Below are 25,699 nucleotides of genomic sequence, written 5' to 3' on the forward strand. Positions count from 1 at the left end.
ACTGACCCGACTTCAGACACCATTGGGTAACGCTGGCTACGCTAGCTTACATTCTGTCAACGGCGTTGCTCTACAGCAGATTGCACATCCCTTCCATAGTCGCTAATGCAATCTCCCCGAGGGGGGGCAATAACGACAAAGCACGATGGAGGGGTTCATCTTGGCCAATCAACTCAAACTTCTGGTAGGCAGCAGCGCTCTGGCAGCCATGCTGGCAGCCTGTGGCGGTGGAGGGGGTAGTTCATCGCCTTCCTCCGACGCAGCGGATGCGGTAGCTCGCACTCTGCCACCAGAAATCGCATCAATCATCGATCAGCAGAATGAACTGACGAATGTTCTCTGTCCGGAAGCATCCGGAGAGGTTGCCGAGGGCGGGTCTCTGGATCCTCTTCAGTGTTTCCAGGAAGGGGAAGAGGACTCAGAACTTTCGCAGGATATGATCGTCCAGCAATTTTGTCCGGAGGCGGTCACTGCATTCGACCCTGAGGGCCTGTTTGACCCGTCACTGTTGCAGGAAGACCCTCAGGCGGCCTTGACCGGCTTCGTTGAGCAGTCTGGTACTTTTGCTGCAGCCTGTCTGCAGGAAGCCGCAGGCAGCCTGCAGAATGCTGGTGATCTTCTTGGCGCAAGCAACCCGATCACTGAGGCTATCTGTCCGGTGGAGTCTGCCAATGGTGAGGTCGATCCTGCGAATTGTTTCGCTGAGGCGGTCGCGGGCGGTAGTTTACCGGGTGGCGGCGACGGCGGTGATGCAGAGGCAGATCCGATTGCCGGCCAGCTATGTCCGGAAACCGGCAGCGTTGCGCCGTCTCCTGAAGCGCCAACAGCTTGTCTGGATGAAGCCAGCCGCGTCTACATTACCATCATTGACATGATCACTGCGCCTAACCCGCTGACAGAGCAAATCTGTCCCATGGACGCGGCCGATGGGCGAGTCAATCCCCCGGATTGTTTTGCCGAAGCGACCATGGGTGCCGGTGGTTTCCCCGGTGATGGGGGCGGCGACAGCAATCCGTTCAAACCTCTGCTGGAACAGTTCTGCCCGGAAGCGGCGCTGGCGCCTGTTGGCCCAACCACCCCGGTAGACTGCCTGGCCGAAGCTGGCGGTAACTTTGAGGACGTGCAGGATCTGCTGCTTGGGCCCAACCCGCTGACCGAAAACCTGTGTCCTGAAGCTGCACAGACTACCCCCATTGATCCGGCAGCCTGTTTCATGGAAGTGGCCGGCGGTGGTCTGCCCGGTGGCGGTGGTGGAGACAATCCGCTGGCCCCGGTGCTGGAACAATTCTGTCCGGAAACGGCAGCGGGTGAGGTCGGCCCGACCACCCCAGTGGACTGTCTGACGGAAGCCGGTTCCGCCTTTGGCGACGTGCAGGACCTGATTTCTGGTTCTAACCCGCTTACCGACCAGTTCTGCCCGGAAGAGTCCGCTGATGGTCAGGTCGATCCGGCCGCCTGTTTCCAGGAAGCCGCTGGTGGTGGTTTGCCTGGTGGTGGTGACAATCCGTTGGCCCCGGTGCTGGAACAATTCTGTCCGGAAACGGCAGCCGGTGATGTAAGCCCAACCACGCCAGTCGACTGCCTCGCGGAAGCGGGTAGTAACTTCCAGGATGTACAAGACTTGCTACTGGGCCCGAACCCACTGACCGAAAATCTGTGCCCGGAAGCGGCCCAGACAACCCCCATTGATCCAGCCGCATGCTTCGAGGAAGCCGCAGGTGGCGGAGATGGTGGTGACGGTGGCGATGGCGGGAATGGTGGCAGCGATAACCCACTGGCACCGGTACTGGAGCAATTCTGCCCTGAGACTGCCGCGGGTGACGTCGGCCCCACCACGCCGATTGATTGCCTAACCGAAGCGGGTGCTGCGTTTGGTGATGTCCAGGACCTGATTTCAGGCTCCAATCCCCTGACCGAACAGCTGTGTCCGGAAGAATCGGCTGATGGCATGGTAGACCCTGCGGCTTGCTTCCAGGAGGCCTTGGCTATGGGGGGCGAGCTGCCAGGTGGTGGCGGAGATAACCCTCTCGCGCCAGTGCTGGAGCAGTTCTGCCCGGAAACGGCCGAAGGAGATTTGGGGCCGACTACGCCGATTGACTGTCTGACGGAAGCCGGCGGTAACTTCCAGGATGTTCAGGATCTGCTGTTAGGGCCTAATCCCCTGACCGAGAACCTGTGCCCGCAAGCGGCAGCGTCAACACCGATTGACCCTGCGGCCTGTTTTGAAGAAGCCGCAGCGGGAGGCCTCCCCGGTGGTGGCGGGGGCAATCCGTTGGCCCCTGTGCTTGAGCAGTTCTGCCCTGAAACGGCAGACGCCGATGTCGGCCCGACCACTCCCATCGATTGTTTGACTGAAGCCGGTGCTGCGTTTGGTGATGTCCAGGATCTGATTTCAGGCTCCAATCCCCTGACCGAACAGCTGTGTCCTGAAGAATCCGCCGATGGCACGGTAGATCCGGCGGCCTGTTTCCAGGAAGCCCTGGCAATGGGCGGGGAACTGCCGGGTGGTGGTGAGAATCCGTTTGCCCCTGTTCTGGAACAGTTCTGTCCGGAAACCGCCACCGGTGAAGTCGGTCCGACGACGCCGATCGACTGCCTGACGGAAGCCGGTTCCGCTTTTGGCGATGTGCAGGACCTGATCTCTGGGTCAAATCCGCTCACCGAGCAGTTCTGCCCGGCAGAGTCCGCTGATGGGCAGGTAGATCCGGCAGCCTGCTTTGAGGAGGCCTTGTCTGGAGGTACTCCGGGTGGTGGTGAAAATCCATTGGCACCGGTGCTGGAGCAGTTCTGCCCCAATACCGCTGAAGCCGAGGTTGGTCCAACCACACCGGTGGACTGTCTGACCGAAGCGGGGAGCAGCTTTGGCAACATTGAGGACATCATCGGTGGCGCCAACCCACTTACCGAAGCCCTGTGCCCCATGGAATCTGCAGACGGTTCCGTGGATCCGGCAGCCTGTTTCGAAGAAGCGGTGACTGGTGGTATGCCGGGCGGTGGTGACAACCCGCTGGCCCCTGCGCTGGAGCAATTCTGCCCGGAAACGGCAGCGGGTGATTTGGGACCGACCACCCCGGCGGATTGTCTGGCAGAAGCGGGAGCAGGTCTTGCCGCTCTGGAAGAACTGCTGGGCCCGTTGAGTGAGCCGAATCCGCTGACCGAACAGGTATGCCCGCAGACGTCTGCTACTGGCAGTGTCGATCCGCGTGCCTGCTTTGTGGAGTCACTGGACAACGTTGAACTGCTCAATACGGAAAGCATTGGCCTGCTGCCAGGCTGTCCGTTGCTGAGCGCCTTCAACGAAGAAGGTAATCTGTCCCTGACACTGGGTCTGGGTTGTCTGATCAATCAGGAAGCGCCGGAACAACCGTCTCTTGATACCGGTGCCCTGACTGAGCTGTTTGATACCTTGTTTGGCGGTTTCATGTAAATCTGCCTGTCAGGAAACAGCCTGAAAAAGCCCGGCGTTTAGCGCCGGGTTTTTTTTGGGTTTATCGCGGGTAGCGGGAAAGGCCCGGTTTAATCCCCTTACTTGCCGTAGGAGCGTCGGTTATTCGCTTCGTTCAGCCTCCGGGCGGCCCTGCAGGCGTTCCTTCGCTACGCTCGGTGGCGGCGCGATCCCAGACCAGGATCAAAAGCATTTTTATCACAGAGGGCACGGTTCGCGCAGGAAGACGGTTTTGCTCTGTGGAGCCTGTGCCCTCTGTGGTAAATCCGTCTTTAACGACCTGGGTTATCGCGCCGCCAGTGACGCTCCTGCGTAAGGGAGGGCTGTGGACGATTCCCGTTAATCCGCGATGAACCATAAAAAAAGCCGCCAGGAAGGCGGCTTTTCAGTACTGGGCAGTGGCTCAGCCCAAACGTTTGGGTAGCGCCTCGCGCAGCTTGCTGGCCATGTCACGGATGGACTCTTCCGTGGTTTCCCAGCTAATACAGCCATCGGTAATGGACACACCGTATTCCAGGTCATCCAGATTGGCCGGGATCTTCTGGTTGCCGAATTTCAGGTGGGATTCCACCATAAGGCCTACAATGGACTGGTTGCCTTCGAGAATCTGATTGGCGATGTTTTCCATCACCAGAGGCTGCAGGCCGGGATCCTTGTTGGAGTTGGCGTGGGAGCAGTCCACCATGATGTTGGTGGAGACGCCGGCCTTTTCCAGCGCTTTTTCGGCCAGGGCCACGGATACGGAATCATAGTTCGGCTTGCCGCCGCCACCGCGCAGTACCACATGTCCGTACTGGTTGCCCTTGGTGGTGGTCAGTGCCACACGGCCTTCCGGATCAATACCCAGGAAGCGGTGTGGGGACTGCACACTCAGCATGGCGTTGACGGCCACATCCAGGCTGCCATCGGTGCCATTCTTGAAGCCCACCGGGCTGGACAGACCGGACGACATTTCCCGGTGGGTCTGGCTTTCGGTGGTACGGGCGCCAATCGCGTTCCAGGCGATCAGATCCTGAATGTACTGGGGGGTGGTTGGGTCCAGTGCTTCGGTGGCGGCCGGCAGGCCAAGCTCGGCCACGTCCAGCAGCAGTTTGCGGGCGATATGCAAACCATCCTGCACCTTGAAGGAATCATTCATGTAGGGGTCGTTGATCAGCCCCTTCCAGCCAGTTGTAGTACGTGGCTTCTCGAAATAGACCCGCAGCACCAGGTAGATGGTGTCTTTCACTTCCTCGGCAAGTGCTTTCAGCTTTTGCGCGTAGTCCATGGCCGCCTTGGTGTCATGGATAGAGCAGGGGCCGATGACCACGAACAGACGGTGGTCCTTGCGGTCGAGGATGTTGCGAATGGTCTCGCGCCCTTCAATCACCGTCTTGCGCGCGTTGTCCGAGAGCGGCAGCTCTTCTTTCAGCGCATTCGGGGTGATCAGGAGTTCCTGTGAGGCGATATTGAGATCGTCTACCTGTTTATCGGTCATGATGGTCTTTGCTACCTGTCGTTGCTGGAGGCCGCGCCCCTGGCTGACTCTCCCTTCTTAGAGGTCCAGCAGTCTAGCGGAAACAGCGGCTTATAGAAATATGAGGCCGGCTCTGCCGGTGATAGAAACCCTCAATATTGGTGTCTGTTGCAGACCTGCCATCCGCAGGTTCCGTACCTGATCCTGCTTTGTCTGGCGAGCACGTGGGCCACCGTGCAGGTTCAGGTGGTAAGCAGCTCATCCACGTAGCGGGGCACGAGATCTGTGGCCAGTCCGTGACGGTGCTCGGCAAAGGCGGTCAGTCGCTGCGAGGGTTCCAGGTTGAGCTCAATGGTGTGCGCGCCGTGACGATTGGCCTCTTCCACAAAACCTGCCGCCGGGTAGACGTTGCCGCTGGTCCCGATACTGATGAACAGGTCACACCGGGCCAGCGCCTGGTAGATCGTCTCCATTTGCAGGGGCATTTCCCCGAACCACACCACATGGGGGCGCAGACAGCCGGGTTTCCCACAGAGCGGGCAGGGGAGCGCCGGTGTCAGGTCGTGATCAATCTCCAGCAACCCACCGCTGGTCTGACAGCGCCCTTTGAGCAGCTCCCCATGCATGTGGATCAGGTTGCGGCTGCCTGCCCGTTCATGCAGGTTGTCGATGTTCTGGGTGATCAGCAGAACCTGTCCAGGCCAGGCCGTTTCAAGCTGCGCCAGGGCCTGATGCGCGGCATTGGGCTTGATGGTGGCGCTGAGCAATTGCTCGCGGCGGGTGTTATAGAACTGTTGCACCATCAGCGGGTTGCGAAAGAAGGCTTCGGGTGTGGCCACATCTTCGACCCGGTGGTTTTCCCACAGGCCGTCTGACGCCCGGAACGTCTTGATGCCGGATTCCGCCGAGATTCCCGCGCCGGTAAGTATTACAATGTTTTCAGCCATTTATCTGCCCAATCTGCCAAGGTTGCTTATGGATACCATTATCGATCGCCAGGAAAATCTGACTCTCAACGGCCGTGGCAATGTGACCCTGCTGCACTTCCATCAGGGCATGGTGCTGCTGGTGGGGGAAGATGCTATTGGCCTCTATCGTGACCGGGTCGCCATCGATGACCCCCTTGCCAATGGTGTCATTGGCTACGAAAGCATTCCACCCTCGCTGCAACCGTCCTGGGGGCAAGCCTGCGGGTTTGTGCGTGAGCATGCTTCCGGCTACGTCGCACTGAATGATGGAGGGGTGATTTTTATTCGTCCCGATGGCGTTGCCCTCTATCCTACAGGCCCCGATGCGCTGCACAATCGTGCCATGAGTTGGCTGATTCCGTTCCCGCCGTTGAATGCCTGATAGAGCCCGGCCTCAAAGCGGTAATGTTGTTGATGTTTCATGTGCTGCAGCGCTCCGCACAGAGCGGTGCTGCGTATCCACAAGGAGTTTTTATGGCTGAAGAAACGACCCGCCTGCGCCTGCGCACCCTGACCGAAGAAGACTACCCGGCGCTGGCACGACTGATGGACCAGGTCTATCACGACATTGGCGGGGCCTGGCCGGAAGACACTATTCGCACCCTGATCCGTATTTTTCCGGAAGGGCAGTTGGTGATAGAGGATAACGGGGAACTGGTGGCAACCGCGCTAACCATCAAGGTGAAATACGACCGCTTCTCCAACCCGCACCGCTATGAAGACCTGATCACCGACGACAAGGTGCGTTCCCATAACCGCAAGGGGGATGCGCTCTATGGTCTGGATGTGTTTGTGGACAAGGAATACCGCGGTTACCGTCTGGGGCGTCGGCTTTATGAGGCGCGCAAGGAGCTGTGTCGGGAAGAGAATCTGCGTGCCATTCTGGCCGGTGGTCGTTTGCCAGGCTTTTCCAAATACGCAGATCAGATGAAGGTCACCGAATACATTGAGCAGGTAGAAGCCCGCGCAATCTACGACCCTATTCTGTCGTTTCAGCTGTCCAATGGCTTCGATGTGAAACGTCTCATGAAGCAATACCTGCCGGAGGATGAAGACTCTCGCGGGTACGCGACGCTGCTCGAATGGGACAACATTCTTTATGAACCGGAAGATGAAGATACTGAGTGGCCCCGTCGTACCGTGGTTCGAGTGGGCGTTGTCCAGCGGCGGATGCGGGCGGCACGGGATGTGCAGGACCTGCTTAACCAAGTGGAATTCTTTATCGACGCGTTATCGGATTATCGCGCGGACTTTGCCGTGTTGCCGGAATTTTTCAGTGCGCCACTCATGGGCCTGCGTCCGGAACTGAACTCAGTGGAAGCGGTGCGTTTCCTGGCCAGTTTTACCGATGAAGTGCGTGATGCGCTGGCGGATATGGCCGTGAGTTACAATATCAATATTGTCGGTGGTTCCATGCCGGTGATTGAAGATGAAAAGGTCTATAACGTCGCTTATCTGATGCGCCGTGACGGGTCGGTGGAGTCCCAGTACAAGATCCACATCACGCCCCATGAGCGTCGGGACTGGGTGATCCAGGGCGGCAACAAGGTACAGGTATTCGATACCGATGCCGGTCGGGTCGGTATTCTGATCTGCTACGACGTGGAGTTTCCGGAGCTGGGCCGTCTGCTGGCCGAAGAAAAGATGGATATCCTGTTCGTCCCGTTCTGGACTGACACCAAGAATGGTTATCTGCGGGTGCGTCATTGTGCCCAGGCTCGCGCCATCGAAAACGAATGCTACGTGGCCATCGCCGGTTCCGTGGGCAATCTGCCCAGGGTGGATGCGGTCGATATCCAGTACGCCCAGTCGTCGGTATTTTCCCCCAGCGATTTCTATTTCCCCCACGATGCCATCATCAGTGAGTCGGTACCCAACACCGAAATGCTGATGTTTGCGGATGTGGATCTGGAAAAACTGAAACTGCTGCACCGGGAGGGGTCGGTGACCAATCTGCGCGATCGCAGGGATGACCTTTATAGTCTGGATTGGAAGAATAAAGGCTAACCCCGACTTCTACTGGATATCATTATCCTGTAATGCCGAGTTGTTGAAGAAAATAGGGACATGGATAGTCGTGAAAATTATTAAAATGCTTGTGGTGGGCTCTGTGAGTTTGGCATTGCTGGCTTGCGCGAGTAGCGTGATAGCAATCGATGAGCAAGAGGAATCCTGGGAAATTAGCCGTGGGTCTGTTGATGGCGCGCCCTTGATAGTCAGACAAAACCGCGGCGCGTTGGCGGTGGCAAAGAGTCGAAAGGCTTACCCCTACCGGGTGATGATTGCGATCGGGATTAACCGCGTGGATGAGAACGGGTTTCCTGTAGCCGAAGCCTCTCATGAACTGTATCAATTTGAAGATAAGGTCGGGGCGGCTCTGAAAAACAGTGATACTGTCATTGCTGTTGTGCTGACTCTCCCGAGAATGCGCCAACTGGTTTTTTACACTGCACAGCCTGATACGGTTGAGGGTGTGCTTGAAAGCATGAAACAACAGGAATCAACACTACAATGGGGTTATGAGGTCGCTCATGATCCGGGTTGGTCGCTTTATCGCTGAGCGCCTTTGACCTGTTATGCCTACAAGTGCTTTCCGGGCGTAGCTTGCCAAACCGATCCTGCAGTCATGAATGTCTGATGTGCTGATTGGCCTTTATCAAACAATAATGTGTTGCCTTGGAGAAAGAATGAATAGCAACCTGACTCGTAACGGTTTTATTGCGGCGGCATTGATGAATATCGGTGGGGTGATGCTTTTCTCCCGTGCCTTTACCAATGATGCCATTAATCAGGCGGACCCGGTGGTCATGTCCAACTTTGGGCTCATGATGATTGTAGTATGGGGGCTGGCTTATCTGGGGGCAGCTTTTGTCCGGGGAGATCTTCGTTGGTTGGCGGCAGCGTTTGCCGTAGAGAAGCTGGTGTATGTGGTGGCCTGGTCTGTATGGATGTCGAGCCATAGCCTTGGTGCGGTGTATGAGCAGGATTTGTTTGCCGGGGTGTTTTACAGCATCTATGGGCTCAACGATCTGGCCTTTATGGTGTTCTTCGGCTGGGTGGCGCTGACTCAACGCTCCCATGACTGATCATTCCCGCCGGCGCTGCGTTGGTCCATGTGAGGCCGTCTGCTGAATCGAGGTGGGAAAGAGACGGAAAAAAGATGAAACGTCTGGTAGCAGGGGTAACGCTACTTTGCTTGCTGGTGCCAGGAACGGTGCAAGCAACCACGTTTCAGCAGATGCTGGTGTTGGCAGCTCTGGAGCGTACACGCCATCAGGTTAGTTACAACGGCGCCTACTATGCGTTGGTTTACCCAAATGGTGATGTCCCTTCCAATATCGGTGTCTGTACGGATGTGGTGATCCGGGCTTACCGCGCACTGGGCGTTGATCTGCAGGTATTGGTCCATGAGGATATGGTCAGCAATTTCGCCGCTTATCCGTCGAAACGGATCTGGGGGTTGAATTTCACCGATCGGAATATCGACCACCGCCGCGTCCCCAACTTGCAAACTTTCTTCCGCCGACATGGTGAATCTTTTCCCGTCAGCCATCGGCCCGCCGACTATGCCCCCGGTGACATGGTTACATGGGTGTTACCCGGTAACTTGCCGCATATCGGTATTGTGACTGACCGCAAGGTTGAGGGCAGCGACACTCCACTGATAGTGCATAACATTGGTGCCGGCCCTGAACTGGAGGATATGCTGTTCGACTACGAGATCACCGGGCATTATCGCTACCCGCCTTCGGCGGCTACCGGAAGTACCCGCCAGGACATTACCCGTTCCAGGTAAGCTCAAACACCCTCTGAGCATTACCAGCAAGGAACAGGGCGTGGCTTTCGTCATCGAGAGCCAACTGGTCCAGATCCTCAAGGGCTTTCTCGGCCGGGATCATAGGATAATTGGTACCAAAAAGGACCTTGCTGCGGCCGTGTCCGCGCATGAACTCCACCAGCGCTGACGGATAACGGTTTGCGGTGTACGCAGATGTGTCGATGAAGACGTTCTCATGCTTGGTGGCGATGGCAATCGCTTCTTCAGTCCAGGGGTAGCCGATATGACCACCCACAATTTTTAGTTCAGGAAAATCCAGCGCAACCTGGTCCAGATAAATGGGACGACCGACTTCACTCGGCATTAACGGTCCGGTGTGGCCAATTTGCGTACAGAATGGAACGCCCATTTCAGCGCAGGCCGTATAAACAGGATAAAAACGGCGGTCGGTGGGTGGCACTCCCCACAGCCAGGGAAGTACTCGGATTCCCTTGAACCCCAGCTCGTTAACACAGCGACGAATTTCCCGAACTGCAGCCATTGGACGGGAAATATCCACGGAACCAATCCCGAGTAACCGGTTAGGTGCCTGGTGGACAAACTGCGCTACTTCATCATTGGAGATCATGGTTTTCCCCGGTGCTTCCCAGGCTGAAATCAGACTCAGGTCGACCTGGGCGGCATCCATCATCGCTACGGTGGCAGACACAGGGAGTTCCGAGGAGGGGGCAGGTGTTTTAGTCCAGCGCCTCAGGGAGTCGAAAATAGGATCCTGAAGGTGGCGCAGGGTAGGGTGTTGAGCCCAAGCATCAATGATCATGGTTTGTCCTCATTTTCTGTTAAAATTTGCTATCAGATAAATAGCGCTATCAATTTAGTAGCGTAAAGCCGGGAGATCAAGTGTGGCGAGAACCCGTTCAGTCAAGCCGGGACAGCCGGTACGTAATTCCCAATCGGGACAGCCAATTATGGTGGCACTGGATTTACTGGGCCGCCGTTGGTCGTTGCGGATTCTGTGGTGCCTGAGGGAGCATCAACACAAGAGCAGTCGAGCGTTGCAGCAAGAGTGTGGAATCAGTTCTCCAAATGTTCTCATGTCTCGTCTCAAGGAGCTTCGGGAGGCCGGGGTGGTGATACTCGAAGATGGCAAGGGGTATGCCCTCACAGACCTTGGCCTTAAGTTGATGAAGGCAATGGGTCCCCTGGCTGAGTGGGCAGATGAGTGGGCAAGGCAGACGGGGCGCGCGGATCTCGCGTGTTATGGGCGTTCTTGATTCGTTATGGCTCTGTTTTGGCCTGACTCTGCGTGACCGGTGAATGGGGCTGCCAAGTGTGCAGAGTCGGGGTACAGTAGAGCAGTGCAAGTTACCACGGACGGATTTCGACATGCATTTCCCGGCTCCCATGACTGGCCGCTGTTTATGCGGTGCTGTTTCCCTTGGTGCTACTCCAAATTCACCGCATGTTGCTGTATGCCACTGTGATATTTGTCGACGATGGGGCGGAGGTCCCTTGCTTGCCGTTGAGTGTGATGACGATGTAGTGGTGAATGGTGAGGACCACGTTGTGGTTTTTGCTTCATCAGACTGGGCGGAGCGCGGGTTCTGCCGTGAGTGTGGCACGCACCTTTTTTACCGGCTTCGCCAGGGGGGGCACACCGCTATACCCGTTGGGCTTTTTCAGGAGTACGAAAACTGGCAGCTGACGCAACAGCTTTTTATTGAACGTAAACCATCCTTCTATTCCTTTGCAGAAAAGACCCGACATGTTACCGGCGAAGAGCTGTTTGCCGAGTTTCTGGCGAATCATTCTGGCTCTGATTCAACCTGAAAACCAGATTGTACGATTGCGGGCCGAGGAGGCTACACATGCAAGCTTTACTGGTACGGATAGTCGCAACTGTGTTCCTGTTTTACGGAACGGCTTTCTTGTTCTGGCCGCAAATATTTCTGCTGCGGCAATTGGGTGAGGTGCCAGTGATGCCATCCACCCTGATCGATGTTAGAGCCACTTACGGTGGGTTGTCTTTGGGGCTTGCCGTTGTGTTATTCAAACTCGCTGGCGAGCCGGCAACGCAACGCGCCGGCGTCTGGGCTGTGATACTGGTGCTTGGCGGCATGGCGGTGGGACGCTGCTATGGCCTCATCGTGGATGGATCTGCCAATGGCTTTATGTATCTGTATCTGGCCCTGGAAATCCTCGCCGTGGCCGTCAGCTTTGTGGTGCTGGCCTTACGGCCTTCATTTCATCAGGAATAAAATAAACGATTGGGGGGGATATGTATCAGAATCGACAGGCTCTGGCCCTGGGGAGCCTGATAACGTTGGTGTTGGCGGTTGTCTTGTTGTTGGTTCTCGCGTTCTGGATTTGGCCGAAATATAACGTTTATCGCCAGGAGCTGAATGGGCGTGCGGCATTAAAGGAAGCGCAATGGTCCAAGCAAATCCTCATAGAGGAGGCGAAGGCCCGTGAGCAGGCCGCCCTGATGCAGGCCAAGGCACGCATTACGTTAGCGGAGGCTGAGGGGAAAGCTCAAATCGCTCGTGCAAAGGCGGAGGGGGCTGCGGACATCGAACGCGCGAAGGCCGCTGCCGAGGCGAACCGAATTATAGGCGCGTCACTTAAAAACAACGAAGAGTACCTTCGCTATATCTGGATCAAGGGGCTTCAGGATGGCAAGGGAGAAAGGATCTACATTCCGACCGAAGCCGGGCTCCCTATTCTGGAAGCAGGTAAGTGAATTGTGCGAACGGCGGCAGATCATATCGATGGTGTGATCCACGCTGTTCGCAGGGTATGTGTTTTTGGCCACTTTCTGATCTTTCCTGTCTTGTCTCTCCTGAGGGGCGCTGAAGCCGGTATTTACCGGGCTTGATCGTTTTTGTCCGTGCGAATTCAGCTTTTTTTGCGGTTTTTTCTCCAGCGAAGACAGTGTTCCCCTGGGTGATCGTTTCTGACCGGGATCACTTTGGTCGCTTCCATCGATTTTTGGTCACCCGGTGTTTCCCGGTTTGGTTGAATCATCACCTCCTTGTTGGCAATTTGCCGATGCTTGCAGTGATACCTGCAGCGACATTGACGGTTGGCGTGACAAGGGAAGTTGGAGATGAAGCGTTTTTCTGGCAAGACTGCGTTGATTACCGGGGCCTCTTCCGGCATGGGGAAGGATTACGCCCGGTTGCTGGCCGCTGCAGGAGCGCACCTGGTGCTCACTGCCCGCCGTGAGGACCGTCTTGTATCCCTGCGGGATACGCTATTGGCGGAATTTTCGGTGGATGTGCTGGTGTTGCCCTGTGACCTGATGGACCCGGTGTCACGGCAGGCCATGCTGGATGCGCTGGATGGGCGCGGGGTGAAAGTGGACATCCTCATCAACAATGCAGGTCTTGGGCTGCAGGAGCCGTTTGTGGCGATGCCCTGGGACCATTTGCAGGGCATGATGGACGTAGACATGACCGCCCTGACGCACCTCACTCACCATTTTGCCACCCGAATGCAGGCCCGGGGCGAAGGCTATGTGCTGCTGGTGGCGTCAGTGGCCGGACACATGGCGATTCCGGGCTATGCCGGTTACAGCGCCTGCAAACACTATGTGCGGGCGTTGGGTTATGCCCTGAACGGAGAGCTGCGGCCGGCAGGGGTACGGGTCACGGTTGTGTCACCCGGCGCCACCGAAACCGAGTTTTTTGACGTGGCAGGTCACCAGCGGAACCTGCTCGCGAAGCTGCTCACCGGCAAGAGTGAAGCGGTGGCCTGGTCAGCGCTAAAGGGGTTGCACCGCGGGCGGCGTGAAGTTGTCCCCGGGCTGATCAACTGGCTCGCGACGCTCTCGGCCCGCCTGCTGCCCTATACCCTGATGCGCCGTATCATGGAGATCATCTTCTGATGCCTTCCGCTCCGCGGTTAAGGGTGTTCATCTTCCTCGATTTTGTGTGTCCCCGGCGGGCCTTTCCCTTGCTAATCTCGCGAGTTACTCAGGGATAGGAGAAACGAGAATGAGATGCATTGTGGTAGGCGGTGGCCTGTCTGGGTTGGCATCGGCAGTGTGGATGGCGGAAGCCGGATATGAGGTGACGCTACTGGAGCGGCGCGGGGCCCTGGGTGGGCGAACGATCGCGATTCCACAGAAAGAGGTGAACGACGTCCCTGACAATGGGCAGCATGTGTTTGCCAGTGGTTACGAGAATCTGTTCCGCTATCTGGACAGCGTCGGGACCCGCCACCACGTTGAATTTCCCGGTCACATGACGGCTCGTATGCCAGGGGGGAAAACCCGCCGAACTGCATTTTGGGGCCTGGATGGGCTGCGGGCCATGGTTGGCGACTTGCCTGGCGTCAAGGGGCTCGACAAACTGCGCACGGCCCGTGCCCAGGCACGAATTTTTGGAGAAGCACTAAAGCAACCCGCCGATCTTGATCAGATTACCGCTGCGCAATGGTTCGACCGCGTGGGACTGCCTTTGTCTGCCCGCCGCGCCATGTGGGACGGTATCGTGATCGGTTTGACTGGCGACAAGCCGGACATCTCATCGGCCAAGGTGCCTGCGGACTTGTTGGTGACAGGGATGCGCAAGGGCGTGAAGATGCGTACCCCGGTGTCTATCGGTTACCCGACGGTGGATCTGGATACCCTGTTCGTGCGCAGCGCCGAAGCCTTCTTCCGCCTGAATAATGTGTCGGTGCGTACCCGCTCTCCGGTGAAGAGTATTGATATCGTTGAGGGTGTGGTGAAAGGCGTCACGCTGCGTGATGGAGAGGAGCTGGAGGCGGATGCGGTGATCTGTGCGGTGCCGGTGTGGCAGGTGAAGGATTTGTTGGAACAAATGCCAGAGCACGAAAAAATTGAGCGGGCAGTGAAGGCGCTGACCCCGGTACCCATTGTCAGCGTTAATTTGTACCTGGATCGCGATATCGGCATGGAAGACTGGGGCGAAATTCTTTACGACGGAGAGGGGGTCCTCGAACAGGTTTGGGATCGTCAACGGATGCATGGGCGGGAGCCTGCAGGTCACTGGTTCTTCTCGACCACGGTGTCGGCCTCCTACGAGCTGATCAAGAAGTCCAACGACGAGATTATCGCTATCCAGATGGAGATGTTGCGTCGTTATTATCCAAAGGCCAGAGATGCCCAGGTGATTCACAGCCACATTGTGCGCATGCCGCATTCCACCTTTGCCCAGCGCCCGGGAACGTCAGGGGTTCGTCCTGAGCAGAAAACGTCGGTGACAGGTTTAGCGCTTGCCGGTGACTGGACCAACACGGAATGGACCACCACTATGGAAGGGGCATGTCAAAGTGCGGCCCGCGCTGTGGAAGCCCTTTTGGAGAGCGAGGGATGACATCCGAAGTTTAACCGCGTGCGTTGTCCCGTTCAGAGGCCATCGGCCACTGCCACACTGGTATGGCAATGGCCGTGACGCGTTTCAGCGACGTTTGCTGTAGGCGTAGCCGGTGGCGATAACCGGTACCCCAAGCCCTAACCAGGATACCCAGTCATACACCCCGTCACCCAGCAAGGCGGACAGCAGTCCCACCGTGCTGGTGATGGCGATCAGTAATGGCAGGGCAAAGATACGCTTCATCATGCGCCTCCCGGTGCAGCATTGCCGCGGCGCACCCACCAGAGATACAGGCCGCTTACCAGTACCACAATGGTGAACAGGTCCAGTACAAACCAGATGATTTTCAGCGGCAGCCCGCCGTAATCCCCAAAATGTAGCGGGCCGGACAAGGACAGTGCCTTGTTGTACCAGGGCATTTCCCGCATGTCGGCAAACTCACCGGTGCGGGCGTCCACCAGCACCGGAGTGATGATGTGTGAGGTCAGCGGCGTGTTGCCATGCAGGAAGATGGCATAGTGAAAGTCGGTGGACCAGGAGCCCCCGGGGAACGCCACGAACTGCAGGGTCATGTCCGGGGCGGCGGCAACGGCCTGCTCAACGGCGGCGTCCAGGGAGGCCATCTGCGCGGGTGTGGGAACGCTCGTATCCTGATAACCGGCGGTGAGATCGGCCAGTGCCTGGCTGCGCCAGGTGGCGGTGATGGGATCGGCCAGGGTGTTGATCACTCCGGTCAGTCCGACCACGGTGAGCCAGGCGACGGTGACGATACCCAGCAGGTTGTGGTAATCCAGCCACTTGATGCGGCGGGACCGCTGCGTTCGCAGGGTGCCGAAATCCAGCTTGCGCATGAATGGCGCATACAGCACCACACCGGAAACGATGGCGATGATCATCAGCACGCCCATGGCGCCAAGGAACAGCATGCCGGGCAAGCCGAGGAACATGTCCGTATGCAGCTGCAGCAGGAAGTGCATGATGTCGAACCCCTCGTGGTAGGGCACCAGCTCGCCGCTGGTGCGATCGAAGGAGCTCATCAGCATGTCGCTGCCGGGAGAGTCCGGTGCCGGTCCGGTGGTCACATTGATCACCGGGCGGTCCACATCAAAGCTCATGTAAAGCGGGACTTCGCCGGGCCGGTTGGCCGCAGCGTGATCGAGGATCTGGTCCAGACTTAACCACTCACCACCGGGATTGGCCGGTTGCCAGGTGTCGCTGTGCAGAACGCTGTCCAGTTCATCATGAAAGATCAGTGGCAACCCGGTAATGCACAGCATCAACAGGAACAGGGTACTGATCAGACTGGTCCAGGTGTGCCACCAGGACCAGCGACGGAGTGTGCTGGCTTTCATATAGGCTGGCTGGTCCCGGCGGTGCCGGGACGTATCCGTTGTTTCAGAATTCGTAGGTACCGGAGAGCATAACAGTACGAGGTGCGCCGACGGTCAGATAACTGGAACCCGGGTAGCCACCCGCAGAGGCCCAGTAATCGGTATCCGCCACGTTCTCGACCCGGGCGCGCAGGGTGAGCATTTTCGTTTCACCGATGGGAACCAGGTAACGGGCACCCAGATCAAGGCGGGTCCAGTCGGGAATCTTGGCGGTGTTGGCGGCATCTACGTACTGGGAGCTGGTATAGATGATGCGTCCATCCAGGGACAGGCCTTCCGTGCCGGGGACGGCCCAGTCCACGTTCAGATTGGCCTGGGTGTCCGGGGAGCCAATGGCTTTTTCACCGTCGACATCGGTATCGAGCAGGCTGACACCGCCCAGCACCGTCAGGCTGTCAAGTGGCTTGCCGTAGGCCATCAGTTCCAGCCCTCTGTTGGTCTGGTCGTCGACGATTTCAAACTTGTTGTTGCTGTCGAAACCGGTGATGGGCTTCTCGCTCTGGAACAAAGAGACACTGCCGCCGAGGTTACCAGCGTCAAACTTCATGCCGATCTCGGCTTGTTCGGTTTTAAAGGGGGCAATGGTTTCACCGGCATTGGCCACGGGCCCATTGTTGTTGGCGGGGGCATTGCCTCCGGCCACAAGACCTTCAATGTAATTGCTGTACAGGGACACGGACTCGGTCAATCGGTAGAGCAGGCCAACGGATGGGGTGACGGCATTATCTTCGTACTTGTTGCTGCGATTGCCGGTGATGTAATCGTAGCTGGTGTCTTCGATTTCCTGATAGCGGCCACCAAGCGTTACCAGCAGGCTGTCGTTGAGCATGCTCAGCTGATCGGCAAAGGCGACACTGCGTAATTCGGTACGAATGGTGGTGCCGGGATCATCCATGTTGCCCCCCGCGAAGGGGGCAGGTGGAATGGCCATTTCGGTGGGGCCATAAATGTTCCCGGTGACACCTGAGCCGAAGAGATAGGCGTTCTTGGATTCCAGCTCGTAGCTCGCGGTGGAGAGACTCAGAGTGTGGGTTACCGGGCCTGTGGTGAGCTGGCTCCAGCGAACCCCGGCTTCGCCGGTGATGACGGTGTCTTCGCGGACATTGTCAAAGCGGTTGGCGGTGTAGTCACCTGCGGAGCTGACATTCCTGGGGTTGGCAAAGATGGCGTCTTCCTTGCCTTCGCGGCCACCCAGTGCAACCCAGGTCGTGACGTTGTCAGCAAAGTCATACTCCGCCCGGACTGTTCCGAAAAGGTCCTCGGAATTGGAGTAGGTCCAGGGTTGCGCGACGCTCTTATCGGCATCGGGTGTTTTGGGGTTACTCACTCCTGACAAGAAAGTGATGCTGGGCATAGAGGCATCCATGCTGAATTTCTGGAAGCCCAGGTCAGCGGAAATACGCAGGTTCTCTTCACGGAAGTCCACGCCAATGTGGGACATGGAGATCTTCTGGTTCTCACCATCCACCGCGGTGTCGCCATCACGACGGGCGGCGTTCAACCGGATGCCGGCACGACCATCTTTACTGCGGCGGGCCAGGTCGACGGCACCATAGGCTTGCCCGCCGGACTGTACCCCCAGCGTAAACTGATTCACGTCATAGTTCGGAGCACGCTTGGGCAATACATTGACGGCGCCACCCAGACCACTGCCGCCAGGGGCGGCGCCGTTGAGAAAGGCATTGGCACCACGGAATACCTGAACGCGCTGGATAAACTCGGACGCGAGGTACTGACGGGGAAGCAGGCCATACAGGCCGTTGTAACTCATGTCATCGGAGTAGACCGGCAGGCCACGTACCAGATAGAGCTGCTGAAAGTTACCGAAACCGCGGGCGACCCGGACGGCAGGGTCATTCATGAGAATGTCCGCCACGCTTTCGGCTTGCTGGTCTTCAATCAACAGTTCGGTGTAGTTGGTGAAACTGTAGGGGGTTGCCATGCTGTCCTGTTTCCCCAGAATGCCCAGGGAGCCTCCCTCGGCCACCTGGCCGCCTGCGAAGGCTTCGCTGAGCCCTTCCTTCGACGCATCCGCGCTGCTTTGTACCTCAACGGTTTCGAGGACATGGGCATTATCTGTGTCGGCAAGAGCCGCCGCGCTGGCCATGCAGGCAACAGCGAGGGCGGTCAGTCGGAACGGGGCATGGGACATGGACAGATTCCTGAGGGTGACAGCAAAAGTTGTAAGAATTGTGAGCGCAATGAGAACGGTTATGGTTCCTTTTTAACAATAGGCATTTTGAACCGGCTTCATAGCCCTTGGCTATGCCGATTATCGGCCGTTGCGGAACTTGAATTACACTAGAGCCATGCCAACCCGATACTTCCGACTCGATCGATTTCTCAGTCAACAGCTACAGGTGAGTCGCAGTGCCTTGCGTCCGTTGTTGGCGGCGGGGCGTGTGCGCGTGAACGGGGCTGTGGCGCGGGACCGTCAGCGTCGTATTGGTCCCTTCGACCGGGTGGAATGTGACGACCAGCTTCTCGGCGACGGAACCCGTCGCTATCTGATGCTGAACAAACCTGCAGGGGTGGTCAGTGCGACAACCGATGCGACACATCCTACGGTGCTGGATCTGTTGCCGGAAGCGGCGAGAGAGGGCTTGCATCTGGCAGGACGGTTGGACTTTAACAGCACAGGCCTGGTACTGCTCACCAATGACGGCGAATGGTCACGGCGTTTGAGCTTGCCGGACTCCGGGGTCTGGAAGCGCTACCGGGTGACAGTAGAGCGTCCATTGCGGCCTGAGGATGTGGCCGCGTTTTCGGCCGGTATGCATTTTGAATTTGAAGGGCTGGTTACACGGCCTGCGCGACTGGAGATCCTGGCGGAACAGGAGGCACGGGTCTTTTTGCAAGAGGGGCGCTATCACCAGATACGTCGCATGTTTGCTCAAACGGGCAATCGGGTGATGACACTTCACCGCGAGGCGGTGGGATCGGTGGTGCTGGATGAAACGCTAGCGCCCGGCGAATGCCGGGCGCTAACGTCAAACGAAGTCGAACAGATTGACGCTTAGATCATTGGCTTGCCGCTGGCCATACGCTTGCGGAAATCACGCAGTGGCAGCAGGTAAGCAGCCTGGCGAACCGGGCGCGGCAGGAACTTCATGGTCTTGCCGAAGAAACGCACGGTCTTGTCGAACTTGCGTTGTTTGTCGGCATTCCATTCCAGGTTCATCGCTTCGCGGATTTCCGGCGGCAGGAAACCGCTGGTGACGAAACGGTTGAATTTCCCGAACAGTTTCTGAGTGATTGGGCTCAGGAACTTGAGGTCCACGATAATCATCAGGAATTCGTGAACCCGCTCATCGATGTGCAGGTTGTCCAGGCCGTTTTGCCAATACTCTTCAAACGCATCCAGGTCTTTCGGCCACATTTCCTGGCGCACCTGCAGGGTAGTACCCAGCGGGTGCGCAAGTTGATAAAACTCTTCCTGTTCGGCGCGGGTCAGCGGGCGGTGAACCTTCTGATAGGTGTCCACAAAGCCCCAATACAGGCACGCAGCGACCCACAGCTGAAGCTCGGGATCGAAGGCGTTGTATTTCACCGGAGACTCGTCGGTGGAATGCACATATTTATGCGCGCCGTTCACCGCCTTGCGGTAGGCCAGTTTCTCTTCACTCGTGCCCATCATGGCCACGGCCAGGTAGGTGAAGGTTGTGCGAGTGCGCTTCAAGGGGTTGTGCAGAACGGAACCACTGGTCACGCGGCTCTCGGCTACGCCATGGCCCACCGCAGGCAGGGACAACTGCATAATGATATTGGCACCCGCAGACAGGAAAACGGTGCTGTCCAGGATGCCCGGATACTTGGCATCCAGCTGTTTGGCGGTCAGGGGTTCCGGCCAGTGATGTTCAAGCCGGGTTTTTTTGTCGATAGCGGTGGCTTGTGCGTTCATAGTCAGGTTCCTCGAAGGCTGGCAAAGGGCCAGTCATACGCTCGTTTTATTTATGCTAGCGAGCACGGCGCCACTGCACAATGAGACAAAAGAAATCATATGTATCCACCTGGCGTTTTTGCCATTAAAAGCTGATCAAATGTCACAAAAATTGCGTAACTGGCGGTCAAGATGCTGTGAACTTGCCGGTTCTACCAAGACTAGACAGTCAGCAGATATTTGTTTTCCTGTGTCCTGGGAAGCACGGTTTTCCGGGGCAGGGCGGGAGGCTGAGGCGGCGGTTATTCGATCCGTGTGTTGCTCCGCTGCGCTCGGTGGTGGCGCGATAACCCTGATCAGAAAAGAGTCACGCGTTTGGCGGTGTGAAATCGTTTCACTATGAGGTTTGCTGGTTCCGCCTTCTGAGAGTGGCTTCGGTTGCGTTGTGACTCGTGACTTAGTGACCGCGCCGCGAGCGACGCTCCTACGGACAGGCGAGAGCAGCTAACAGGCTTTTCCCTCCAATCCGCGATGAACTACAAAAAAGGCGCTCCGAAGAGCGCCTTTTCCGTGACACGGTAACCGTTGGCTGAATTACATGTTCGGGTAATTCGGGCCGCCGGTACCTTCCGGAGCAACCCAGTTGATGTTCTGGGTCGGATCCTTGATGTCACAGGTCTTGCAGTGTACGCAGTTCTGGGCGTTGATCTGGAAACGCTTGTCGCCAGTGTTCTCGTCCTCGACCACTTCGTACACGCCTGCCGGGCAGTAACGCTGCGCCGGCTCGTCCCACTTGGGCAGGTTGACCTGCAGGGGAACGCTCGGGTCTTTCAGCGTCAGGTGGCACGGCTGATCTTCTTCGTGGTTGGTGTTGGACAGGAAAACACTGTCCAGCTTGGCGAAGGTGATCTTGCCGTCCGGCTTCGGATAGTCGATCTTCTTGCTCTGATCGGCTGGCTTCAGGGTGGCATGATCCGGGGTGGTGTCATGCATGGTGATCGGCAGCTTGCCGTTGAACAAGTTGATGTCCACGAACGCAAAAGCGGAGCCGATGAAGTTGCCGAACTTGTGCTGTGCCGGGCCGAAGTTACGCTGCGCGTGCAGCTCTTCGTACACCCAGCTGCCTTCGAAGGCTGCCTTGTACTCGGTCAGCTCGTCGCTGCCACGGCCACCTTTCAGGGCTTCTGCCAGGATCTCGGCGGCAATCATGCCGGATTTCATGGCCGTATGGGTGCCCTTGATCTTGGCGAAGTTCAGGGTGCCGGCGTTACAGCCCACCAGCAGACCACCAGGGAAGGTCATCTTCGGCAGAGACTGCAGGCCACCTTTGGCAATGGCGCGGGCACCGTAGGAGACGCGCTTGCCGCCTTCCAGGTGCTTTTTGATTTCCGGGTTGGTCTTCCAGCGCTGCATCTCGTCAAACGGAGAGACGTGCGGGTTGGAGTAGGCCAGATCGGTGATCAGACCCAGGGCCACCTGGTTGTTTTCGATGTGGTACAGGAATGCACCACCCGGAGAGCCGGACTCGCTGAGCGGCCAGCCTGCGGTGTGCACTACCAGACCTTCCTGGTGTTTGGCCGGGTCGATGTCCCACAGTTCCTTGATGCCGATACCGTAGTGCTGCGGGTCGGCGCCTTCACGCAGGTTGTATTTTTCCTGCAGCTCCTTGCCCAGCTGGCCACGGCAGCCTTCAGAGAAGATGGTGTATTTGGCGTGCAGCTCCATACCGGGCATGTAGCTGTCTTTCTTTTCGCCGTCGTGGCCGATACCGAAATCGCCAGTGGCGATGCCTTTAACGGAACCGTCTTCGTTGTAGAGGATTTCGTTGGCAGCAAAGCCCGGGAAGATCTCGATGCCAAGACCTTCGGCTTGCTCACCCAGCCAGCGGCACAGGTTACCCAGGGAAATAATGTAGTTCCCTTCGTTGTGCATGGTTTTGGGAACGAACAGGTTCGGGACTTTCTGGGCCTTTTCGGCGCCAGTCAGGTAGTAGATCTCGTCACCGGTAACCTTGGTGTTGACCGGGGCGCCCATCTCTTCCCAGTTGGGGAACAGCTCATTCAGGGCGCGCGGCTCGAGTACCGCACCGGAGAGAATATGGGCGCCGACTTCGGAACCTTTCTCTACCACGACTACACTGATTTCCTGACCGGTTTCCTGGGCGATCTGGCCCAGACGGCAGGCAGTTGCCAGACCGGAAGGACCGGCGCCGACGATGACTACGTCGACTTCCATAGATTCGCGTTCCACAGCCTGTCTCCTCGCTATCGGATTGCGTTTCGGCCCGGAAGCCACTGAGAAAGGCTTTCTGGGAACGGTTATCGAAAACCTTTGTCACAGAAAATCTTTCTCAGTCGCTGCCTGCGGCCAGCCTTGGGGTGGCGCGGAGTATATAGAGATAGGGGAATCCGCACCACTGCCTGGGTTGACTCTGCCGCCTTCGAAGTGTGTCAGGGCTTGTATATAAAGGCAGGCGCTTTGCCTGCCGGCGGAGTCAGTTTCAAACAGGTGTTTGGATTATCTCTTGCTAGATGCTTGATTTTCAACAAGATGAGCGACTGCAAAGTCACAAAAAGTGGACACTTTGTGTGGTCTATTTGCAGCAAAATCATCTGCTTACAGATTTTCGGCCTATTGACCTGCTGTGGCCGAGCGTTCAAGATAGCGGCTCTTTCGCGGGGGTGGACCCGGCAACGGCGTCATGTCGCCTCCTTCTACAAGTCACCCAATGGAACATTCCGAGGATCCTATGAAGGTTCTTGTACCCATCAAGCGAGTCATTGACTACAACGTCAAGGTTCGCGTGAAGGCGGACAACTCTGGTGTTGATCTCGCAAACGTCAAAATGGCCATGAACCCCTTCTGTGAAATCGCTGTAGAAGAAGCGGTGCGTCTGAAAGAGAAGGGTGTGGTTTCTGAAATCGTTGCCGTTTCCATCGGTCCCAAGACCGCTCAGGAACAGCTGCGTACTGCCATGGCACTGGGCGCTGATCGCTCCATCCTGGTAGAAACTGACGAAGACGTTCAGCCGCTGGGCATTGCCAAGGCGCTGAAAGCTATCGTTGATGAAGAAAAGCCTGAGCTGGTGATTCTGGGCAAGCAGGCCATCGACGGCGACAACAACCAGACCGGCCAGATGCTGGCTGCTCTGACTGGCATGCCGCAGGGTACCTTCGCTTCTGAAGTGAATGTTGCTGATGGCAAAGTGAAAGTGACCCGTGAAATCGACGGCGGTTTGCAGACTGTAGAGCTGAGCCTGCCGGCCGTGGTCACCACTGACCTGCGTCTGAACGAGCCGCGTTACGCGTCTCTGCCGAACATCATGAAAGCCAAGAAGAAGCCGCTGGACACCAAGACCGCTGCTGATCTGGGCGTTGACCTGACTCCGCGTGTTACCACCGTTAGCGTTGAAGCACCGGCTGAGCGTCAGGCTGGCATCATCGTTGGCTCCGTAGACGAGCTGGTCGAGAAACTGAAGAACGAAGCGAAGGTGATCTGATGAGTGTACTAGTTTACGCCGAACACGATAACGCCGCGCTCAACAAGGTCACCCTGAGCGTCGTTGCTGCTGCCAAGGCTATCGGTGGCGACATCACCGTACTGGTTGCCGGTAAAGGCTGTGGCGCTGTTGCTGAAGAAGCTGCCAAGATTGAGGGCGTTTCCAAGGTCCTGTGCGCTGACAACGACGCTTACGAGCACCAGCTGGCCGAAAACGTTGGTGATCTGGTAGCTGAAGTCGCTGCGGATTACACCCACGTACTGGCTGCTGCCACCACCACCGGCAAGAACTTTGCTCCGCGCACTGCTGCTCTGCTGGACGTGGCTCAGGTGTCCGAGATCTCTGACGTCATCGACGCGGATACTTTCAAGCGTCCGATCTACGCGGGTAACGCTATTGCGACCGTGAAGAGCTCTGATGCCAAGAAAGTGATCACCGTGCGTGGTACCTCTTTCGACGCCGTTGCGGCTGAAGGTGGCTCTGCTGCTGTTGAAGCCCTGGACGTTGCCAAGAACGCTGGCACCTCTTCCTTCGTAGGCGAAGAGCTGGCCAAGTCTGACCGTCCTGAGCTGACTTCTGCCGAGATCGTGATCTCTGGTGGTCGTGGCATGGGTAACGGCGAGAACTTCGAAATCCTGTACAAGCTGGCTGACAAGCTGGGCGCTGGCGTGGGTGCATCCCGTGCTGCAGTTGATGCAGGCTTCGTACCGAACGACATGCAGGTGGGTCAGACCGGTAAGATCGTTGCCCCGAACCTGTATGTTGCTGTGGGCATCTCCGGTGCCATTCAGCATCTGGCCGGTATGAAAGACTCCAAGGTCATCGTTGCCATCAACAAGGACGAAGAAGCCCCGATTTTCCAGGTGGCGGATTACGGCCTGGTGGCAGACCTGTTCGAAGCAGTACCGGAGCTGGACGGCAAGCTGTAACGCTCGCTCTCCGCACCAACAAAAACCCGGCCTTGTGCCGGGTTTTTTGTTTTCAGCCAAGAGCTGGCAGCTACGTTCGAATGGAAAGGAAAACCCTAACCCGTTCCCTTTATTCTGGTAGAACGGAAAAGGGTCAGGATTGTTGGGTTCGGCGCCAATCAATAACCCGGCCACTGCGTGCGTAACTCCGCTACGCTACGTTCCAATGGCGGCGTTGTCGAAACGGAGGAAGGATGTTTTCAGGAAAAACCGCGCTGATCACTGGCGCTTCCAGTGGCATTGGTGAAGAAATCGCACGCCAGCTGGCGGCCGTCGGCTGTAACCTGGTTCTGGTGGCCCGCCGGGAAGCGCGCTTGCGCGAGCTGGCACAAGCCCTGTCGGGTGTGCAGGTAGCGGTGCTGGTGATGGACCTCAACGAACCGGATAGCGGGCAACAGCTATTTGATCAGGTGATTGCCCTTGGCCTGCAAGTCGATGTGCTGGTCAATAATGCCGGGTTGGGTTTTCAGAAACCCTTGTTGGGAATGCCGCTGGATCAGCAGCTGGGGATGGTGGATGTGAACGACCGCGCCTTGCTGGCACTGACACGCCTGTTTGCCGAGCCCATGGCGGAACGAGGGGAGGGCTGGATTCTCAATGTCAGCTCGGTATCGGCCTGGTTTCCCATCCCGGGGATGGCCACGTATGCGGCCAGCAAGGCATTTGTGTTGAGCCTGGGGCGTGCGCTGCACGAAGAGCTCAAACCGTCCGGTGTGGTCGTCACCACATTATGTCCAGGGGGGACGCGCACCGAGTTTTCCTCCAAGGCACGTGAACACCTGGACCCGTCACTGGAAAAGGCCATGATGCCGGTCGAGCCGGTGGCCCGCGCCGGTTTGCAAGCCTTGGCACGGGGCCGCTCGGTTGTGGTGCCTGGCACCGCGTATCGCATGATGACCTGGCTCACGCGCATGCTCCCGGATAGCTGGGTGGTGAAGCTGGCCGGGCGAGTGATGGGGAGGCATCGCTGACCCT

The 25,699-nt window shown here is 57.5% G+C and carries 24 protein-coding genes; 16 read left to right on the plus strand and 8 right to left on the minus strand.

All coding sequences use genetic code 11. The features are described from left to right. The first annotated feature begins 160 nt into the window (after positions 1-160). Positions 161-3,427: a hypothetical protein gene (locus Q672_RS20035; RefSeq protein WP_200866009.1), complete on the plus strand. Its 3,267-nt coding sequence runs from the start codon at positions 161-163 to the stop codon at positions 3,425-3,427. Positions 3,428-3,848: 421 nt separating this feature from the next. On the opposite strand, the gene Q672_RS20040 is transcribed toward Q672_RS20035, so the two are convergent. Beyond that, a complete protein-coding gene (locus tag Q672_RS20040; RefSeq protein ID WP_022984196.1) occupies positions 3,849-4,922 on the minus strand; it encodes a 3-deoxy-7-phosphoheptulonate synthase in 1,074 nt (357 codons plus the stop codon). 221 nt (positions 4,923-5,143) lie between these two features. Beyond that, positions 5,144-5,848: a Sir2 family NAD+-dependent deacetylase gene (gene cobB / locus Q672_RS20045; RefSeq protein ID WP_022984197.1), complete on the minus strand. Its 705-nt coding sequence runs from the start codon at positions 5,846-5,848 to the stop codon at positions 5,144-5,146. Positions 5,849-5,876: 28 nt separating this feature from the next. Between cobB and Q672_RS20050 the strand changes: the two genes are divergently transcribed. From Q672_RS20050 to Q672_RS20070, 5 genes are all read left to right on the plus strand, one after another. After that, the gene (locus Q672_RS20050; RefSeq protein WP_031225938.1) at positions 5,877-6,251 is read left to right on the plus strand and encodes a hypothetical protein; all 375 of its coding nucleotides are present in this window, start codon (positions 5,877-5,879) and stop codon (positions 6,249-6,251) included. 92 nt (positions 6,252-6,343) lie between these two features. Next, a complete protein-coding gene (locus Q672_RS20055; RefSeq protein ID WP_022984199.1) occupies positions 6,344-7,876 on the plus strand; it encodes a bifunctional GNAT family N-acetyltransferase/carbon-nitrogen hydrolase family protein in 1,533 nt (510 codons plus the stop codon). Positions 7,877-7,946: 70 nt separating this feature from the next. After that, the gene (locus Q672_RS20060) at positions 7,947-8,429 is read left to right on the plus strand and encodes a DUF695 domain-containing protein (protein ID WP_158586912.1); all 483 of its coding nucleotides are present in this window, start codon (positions 7,947-7,949) and stop codon (positions 8,427-8,429) included. A 127-nt stretch (positions 8,430-8,556) separates the two neighbouring features. Beyond that, positions 8,557-8,955, plus strand: a complete 399-nt coding sequence (locus Q672_RS20065) for a hypothetical protein (RefSeq protein ID WP_022984201.1) — start codon at positions 8,557-8,559, stop codon at positions 8,953-8,955. Positions 8,956-9,029: 74 nt separating this feature from the next. Further along, positions 9,030-9,665 carry a DUF1287 domain-containing protein gene (locus Q672_RS20070; protein WP_022984202.1) on the plus strand — a complete coding sequence of 212 codons (636 nt, stop codon included), beginning with the start codon at positions 9,030-9,032 and terminating at the stop codon, positions 9,663-9,665. Here the strand turns inward: Q672_RS20070 and Q672_RS20075 are convergent. Further along, the gene (locus Q672_RS20075) at positions 9,649-10,467 is read right to left on the minus strand and encodes an amidohydrolase family protein (protein WP_022984203.1); all 819 of its coding nucleotides are present in this window, start codon (positions 10,465-10,467) and stop codon (positions 9,649-9,651) included. The genes Q672_RS20070 and Q672_RS20075 overlap by 17 nt on opposite strands. Before the next feature lie 148 nt (positions 10,468-10,615). Between Q672_RS20075 and Q672_RS20080 the strand changes: the two genes are divergently transcribed. From Q672_RS20080 to Q672_RS20100, 6 genes are all read left to right on the plus strand, one after another. Beyond that, complete coding sequence (locus Q672_RS20080) at positions 10,616-10,921, plus strand: winged helix-turn-helix transcriptional regulator (protein ID WP_022984204.1); 306 nt, start codon at positions 10,616-10,618, stop codon at positions 10,919-10,921. 130 nt (positions 10,922-11,051) lie between these two features. Continuing rightward, positions 11,052-11,477 carry a GFA family protein gene (locus Q672_RS0117020; RefSeq protein ID WP_267899597.1) on the plus strand — a complete coding sequence of 142 codons (426 nt, stop codon included), beginning with the start codon at positions 11,052-11,054 and terminating at the stop codon, positions 11,475-11,477. Between the two features lie 38 nt (positions 11,478-11,515). After that, positions 11,516-11,905: a DUF4345 family protein gene (locus Q672_RS20085; protein WP_022984206.1), complete on the plus strand. Its 390-nt coding sequence runs from the start codon at positions 11,516-11,518 to the stop codon at positions 11,903-11,905. 20 nt (positions 11,906-11,925) lie between these two features. Next, the gene (locus Q672_RS20090) at positions 11,926-12,387 is read left to right on the plus strand and encodes a hypothetical protein (protein ID WP_022984207.1); all 462 of its coding nucleotides are present in this window, start codon (positions 11,926-11,928) and stop codon (positions 12,385-12,387) included. 366 nt (positions 12,388-12,753) lie between these two features. Further along, entirely contained in the window at positions 12,754-13,533 is a 780-nt protein-coding gene (locus Q672_RS20095; protein WP_022984208.1) for an SDR family NAD(P)-dependent oxidoreductase, read from the plus strand. A 109-nt stretch (positions 13,534-13,642) separates the two neighbouring features. Further along, positions 13,643-14,986, plus strand: coding sequence for a hydroxysqualene dehydroxylase (locus Q672_RS20100; protein ID WP_022984209.1), 1,344 nt, complete (start codon positions 13,643-13,645; stop codon positions 14,984-14,986). 84 nt (positions 14,987-15,070) lie between these two features. Here Q672_RS20100 and Q672_RS34270 read toward each other — a convergent pair whose 3' ends face one another. The 3 genes from Q672_RS34270 to Q672_RS20110 are packed head-to-tail and all read right to left on the minus strand — an operon-like array spanning position 15,071 to position 18,529. Next, positions 15,071-15,232, minus strand: a complete 162-nt coding sequence (locus Q672_RS34270) for a hypothetical protein (protein WP_199699415.1) — start codon at positions 15,230-15,232, stop codon at positions 15,071-15,073. After that, positions 15,229-16,338, minus strand: coding sequence for a PepSY-associated TM helix domain-containing protein (locus Q672_RS20105; RefSeq protein ID WP_022984211.1), 1,110 nt, complete (start codon positions 16,336-16,338; stop codon positions 15,229-15,231). Before Q672_RS20105 ends, Q672_RS34270 begins: the two co-directional genes overlap by 4 nt. A 43-nt stretch (positions 16,339-16,381) precedes the next feature. Continuing rightward, positions 16,382-18,529 (minus strand): TonB-dependent receptor, encoded by a 2,148-nt coding sequence (locus tag Q672_RS20110; protein ID WP_022984212.1) that lies wholly within the window; start codon positions 18,527-18,529, stop codon positions 16,382-16,384. A 157-nt stretch (positions 18,530-18,686) separates the two neighbouring features. On the opposite strand from Q672_RS20110, the gene Q672_RS20115 reads away from it, so the two are divergent. After that, the gene (locus Q672_RS20115; protein ID WP_031225945.1) at positions 18,687-19,397 is read left to right on the plus strand and encodes a pseudouridine synthase; all 711 of its coding nucleotides are present in this window, start codon (positions 18,687-18,689) and stop codon (positions 19,395-19,397) included. Here Q672_RS20115 and Q672_RS20120 read toward each other — a convergent pair. Both Q672_RS20120 and Q672_RS20125 read right to left on the minus strand, forming a co-directional pair. Continuing rightward, positions 19,394-20,278 carry an oxygenase MpaB family protein gene (locus tag Q672_RS20120; protein WP_022984214.1) on the minus strand — a complete coding sequence of 295 codons (885 nt, stop codon included), beginning with the start codon at positions 20,276-20,278 and terminating at the stop codon, positions 19,394-19,396. The two genes, Q672_RS20115 and Q672_RS20120, sit on opposite strands and share 4 nt — an antisense overlap. Before the next feature lie 573 nt (positions 20,279-20,851). Beyond that, positions 20,852-22,507: an electron transfer flavoprotein-ubiquinone oxidoreductase gene (locus tag Q672_RS20125; RefSeq protein WP_022984215.1), complete on the minus strand. Its 1,656-nt coding sequence runs from the start codon at positions 22,505-22,507 to the stop codon at positions 20,852-20,854. A gap of 499 nt (positions 22,508-23,006) precedes the next feature. Here Q672_RS20125 and Q672_RS20130 point away from each other — a divergent pair, with 499 nt between their 5' ends. The 3 genes from Q672_RS20130 to Q672_RS20140 all read left to right on the plus strand — a co-directional run bounded on the left by Q672_RS20130 (position 23,007) and on the right by Q672_RS20140 (position 25,695). Next, on the plus strand, positions 23,007-23,756 hold the full coding sequence (locus Q672_RS20130; RefSeq protein WP_022984216.1) for an electron transfer flavoprotein subunit beta/FixA family protein: 750 nt from the start codon (positions 23,007-23,009) through the stop codon (positions 23,754-23,756). After that, a complete protein-coding gene (locus tag Q672_RS20135) occupies positions 23,756-24,685 on the plus strand; it encodes an electron transfer flavoprotein subunit alpha/FixB family protein (protein ID WP_022984217.1) in 930 nt (309 codons plus the stop codon). The genes Q672_RS20130 and Q672_RS20135 overlap by 1 nt, the downstream gene beginning before the upstream one ends. A 233-nt stretch (positions 24,686-24,918) precedes the next feature. Next, entirely contained in the window at positions 24,919-25,695 is a 777-nt protein-coding gene (locus Q672_RS20140; protein ID WP_022984218.1) for an SDR family NAD(P)-dependent oxidoreductase, read from the plus strand. Positions 25,696-25,699: the final 4 nt, after the last annotated feature.

This window comes from Alcanivorax sp. P2S70, assembly GCF_000475295.1.
GTDB lineage: Bacteria > Pseudomonadota > Gammaproteobacteria > Pseudomonadales > Alcanivoracaceae > Alcanivorax > Alcanivorax profundi.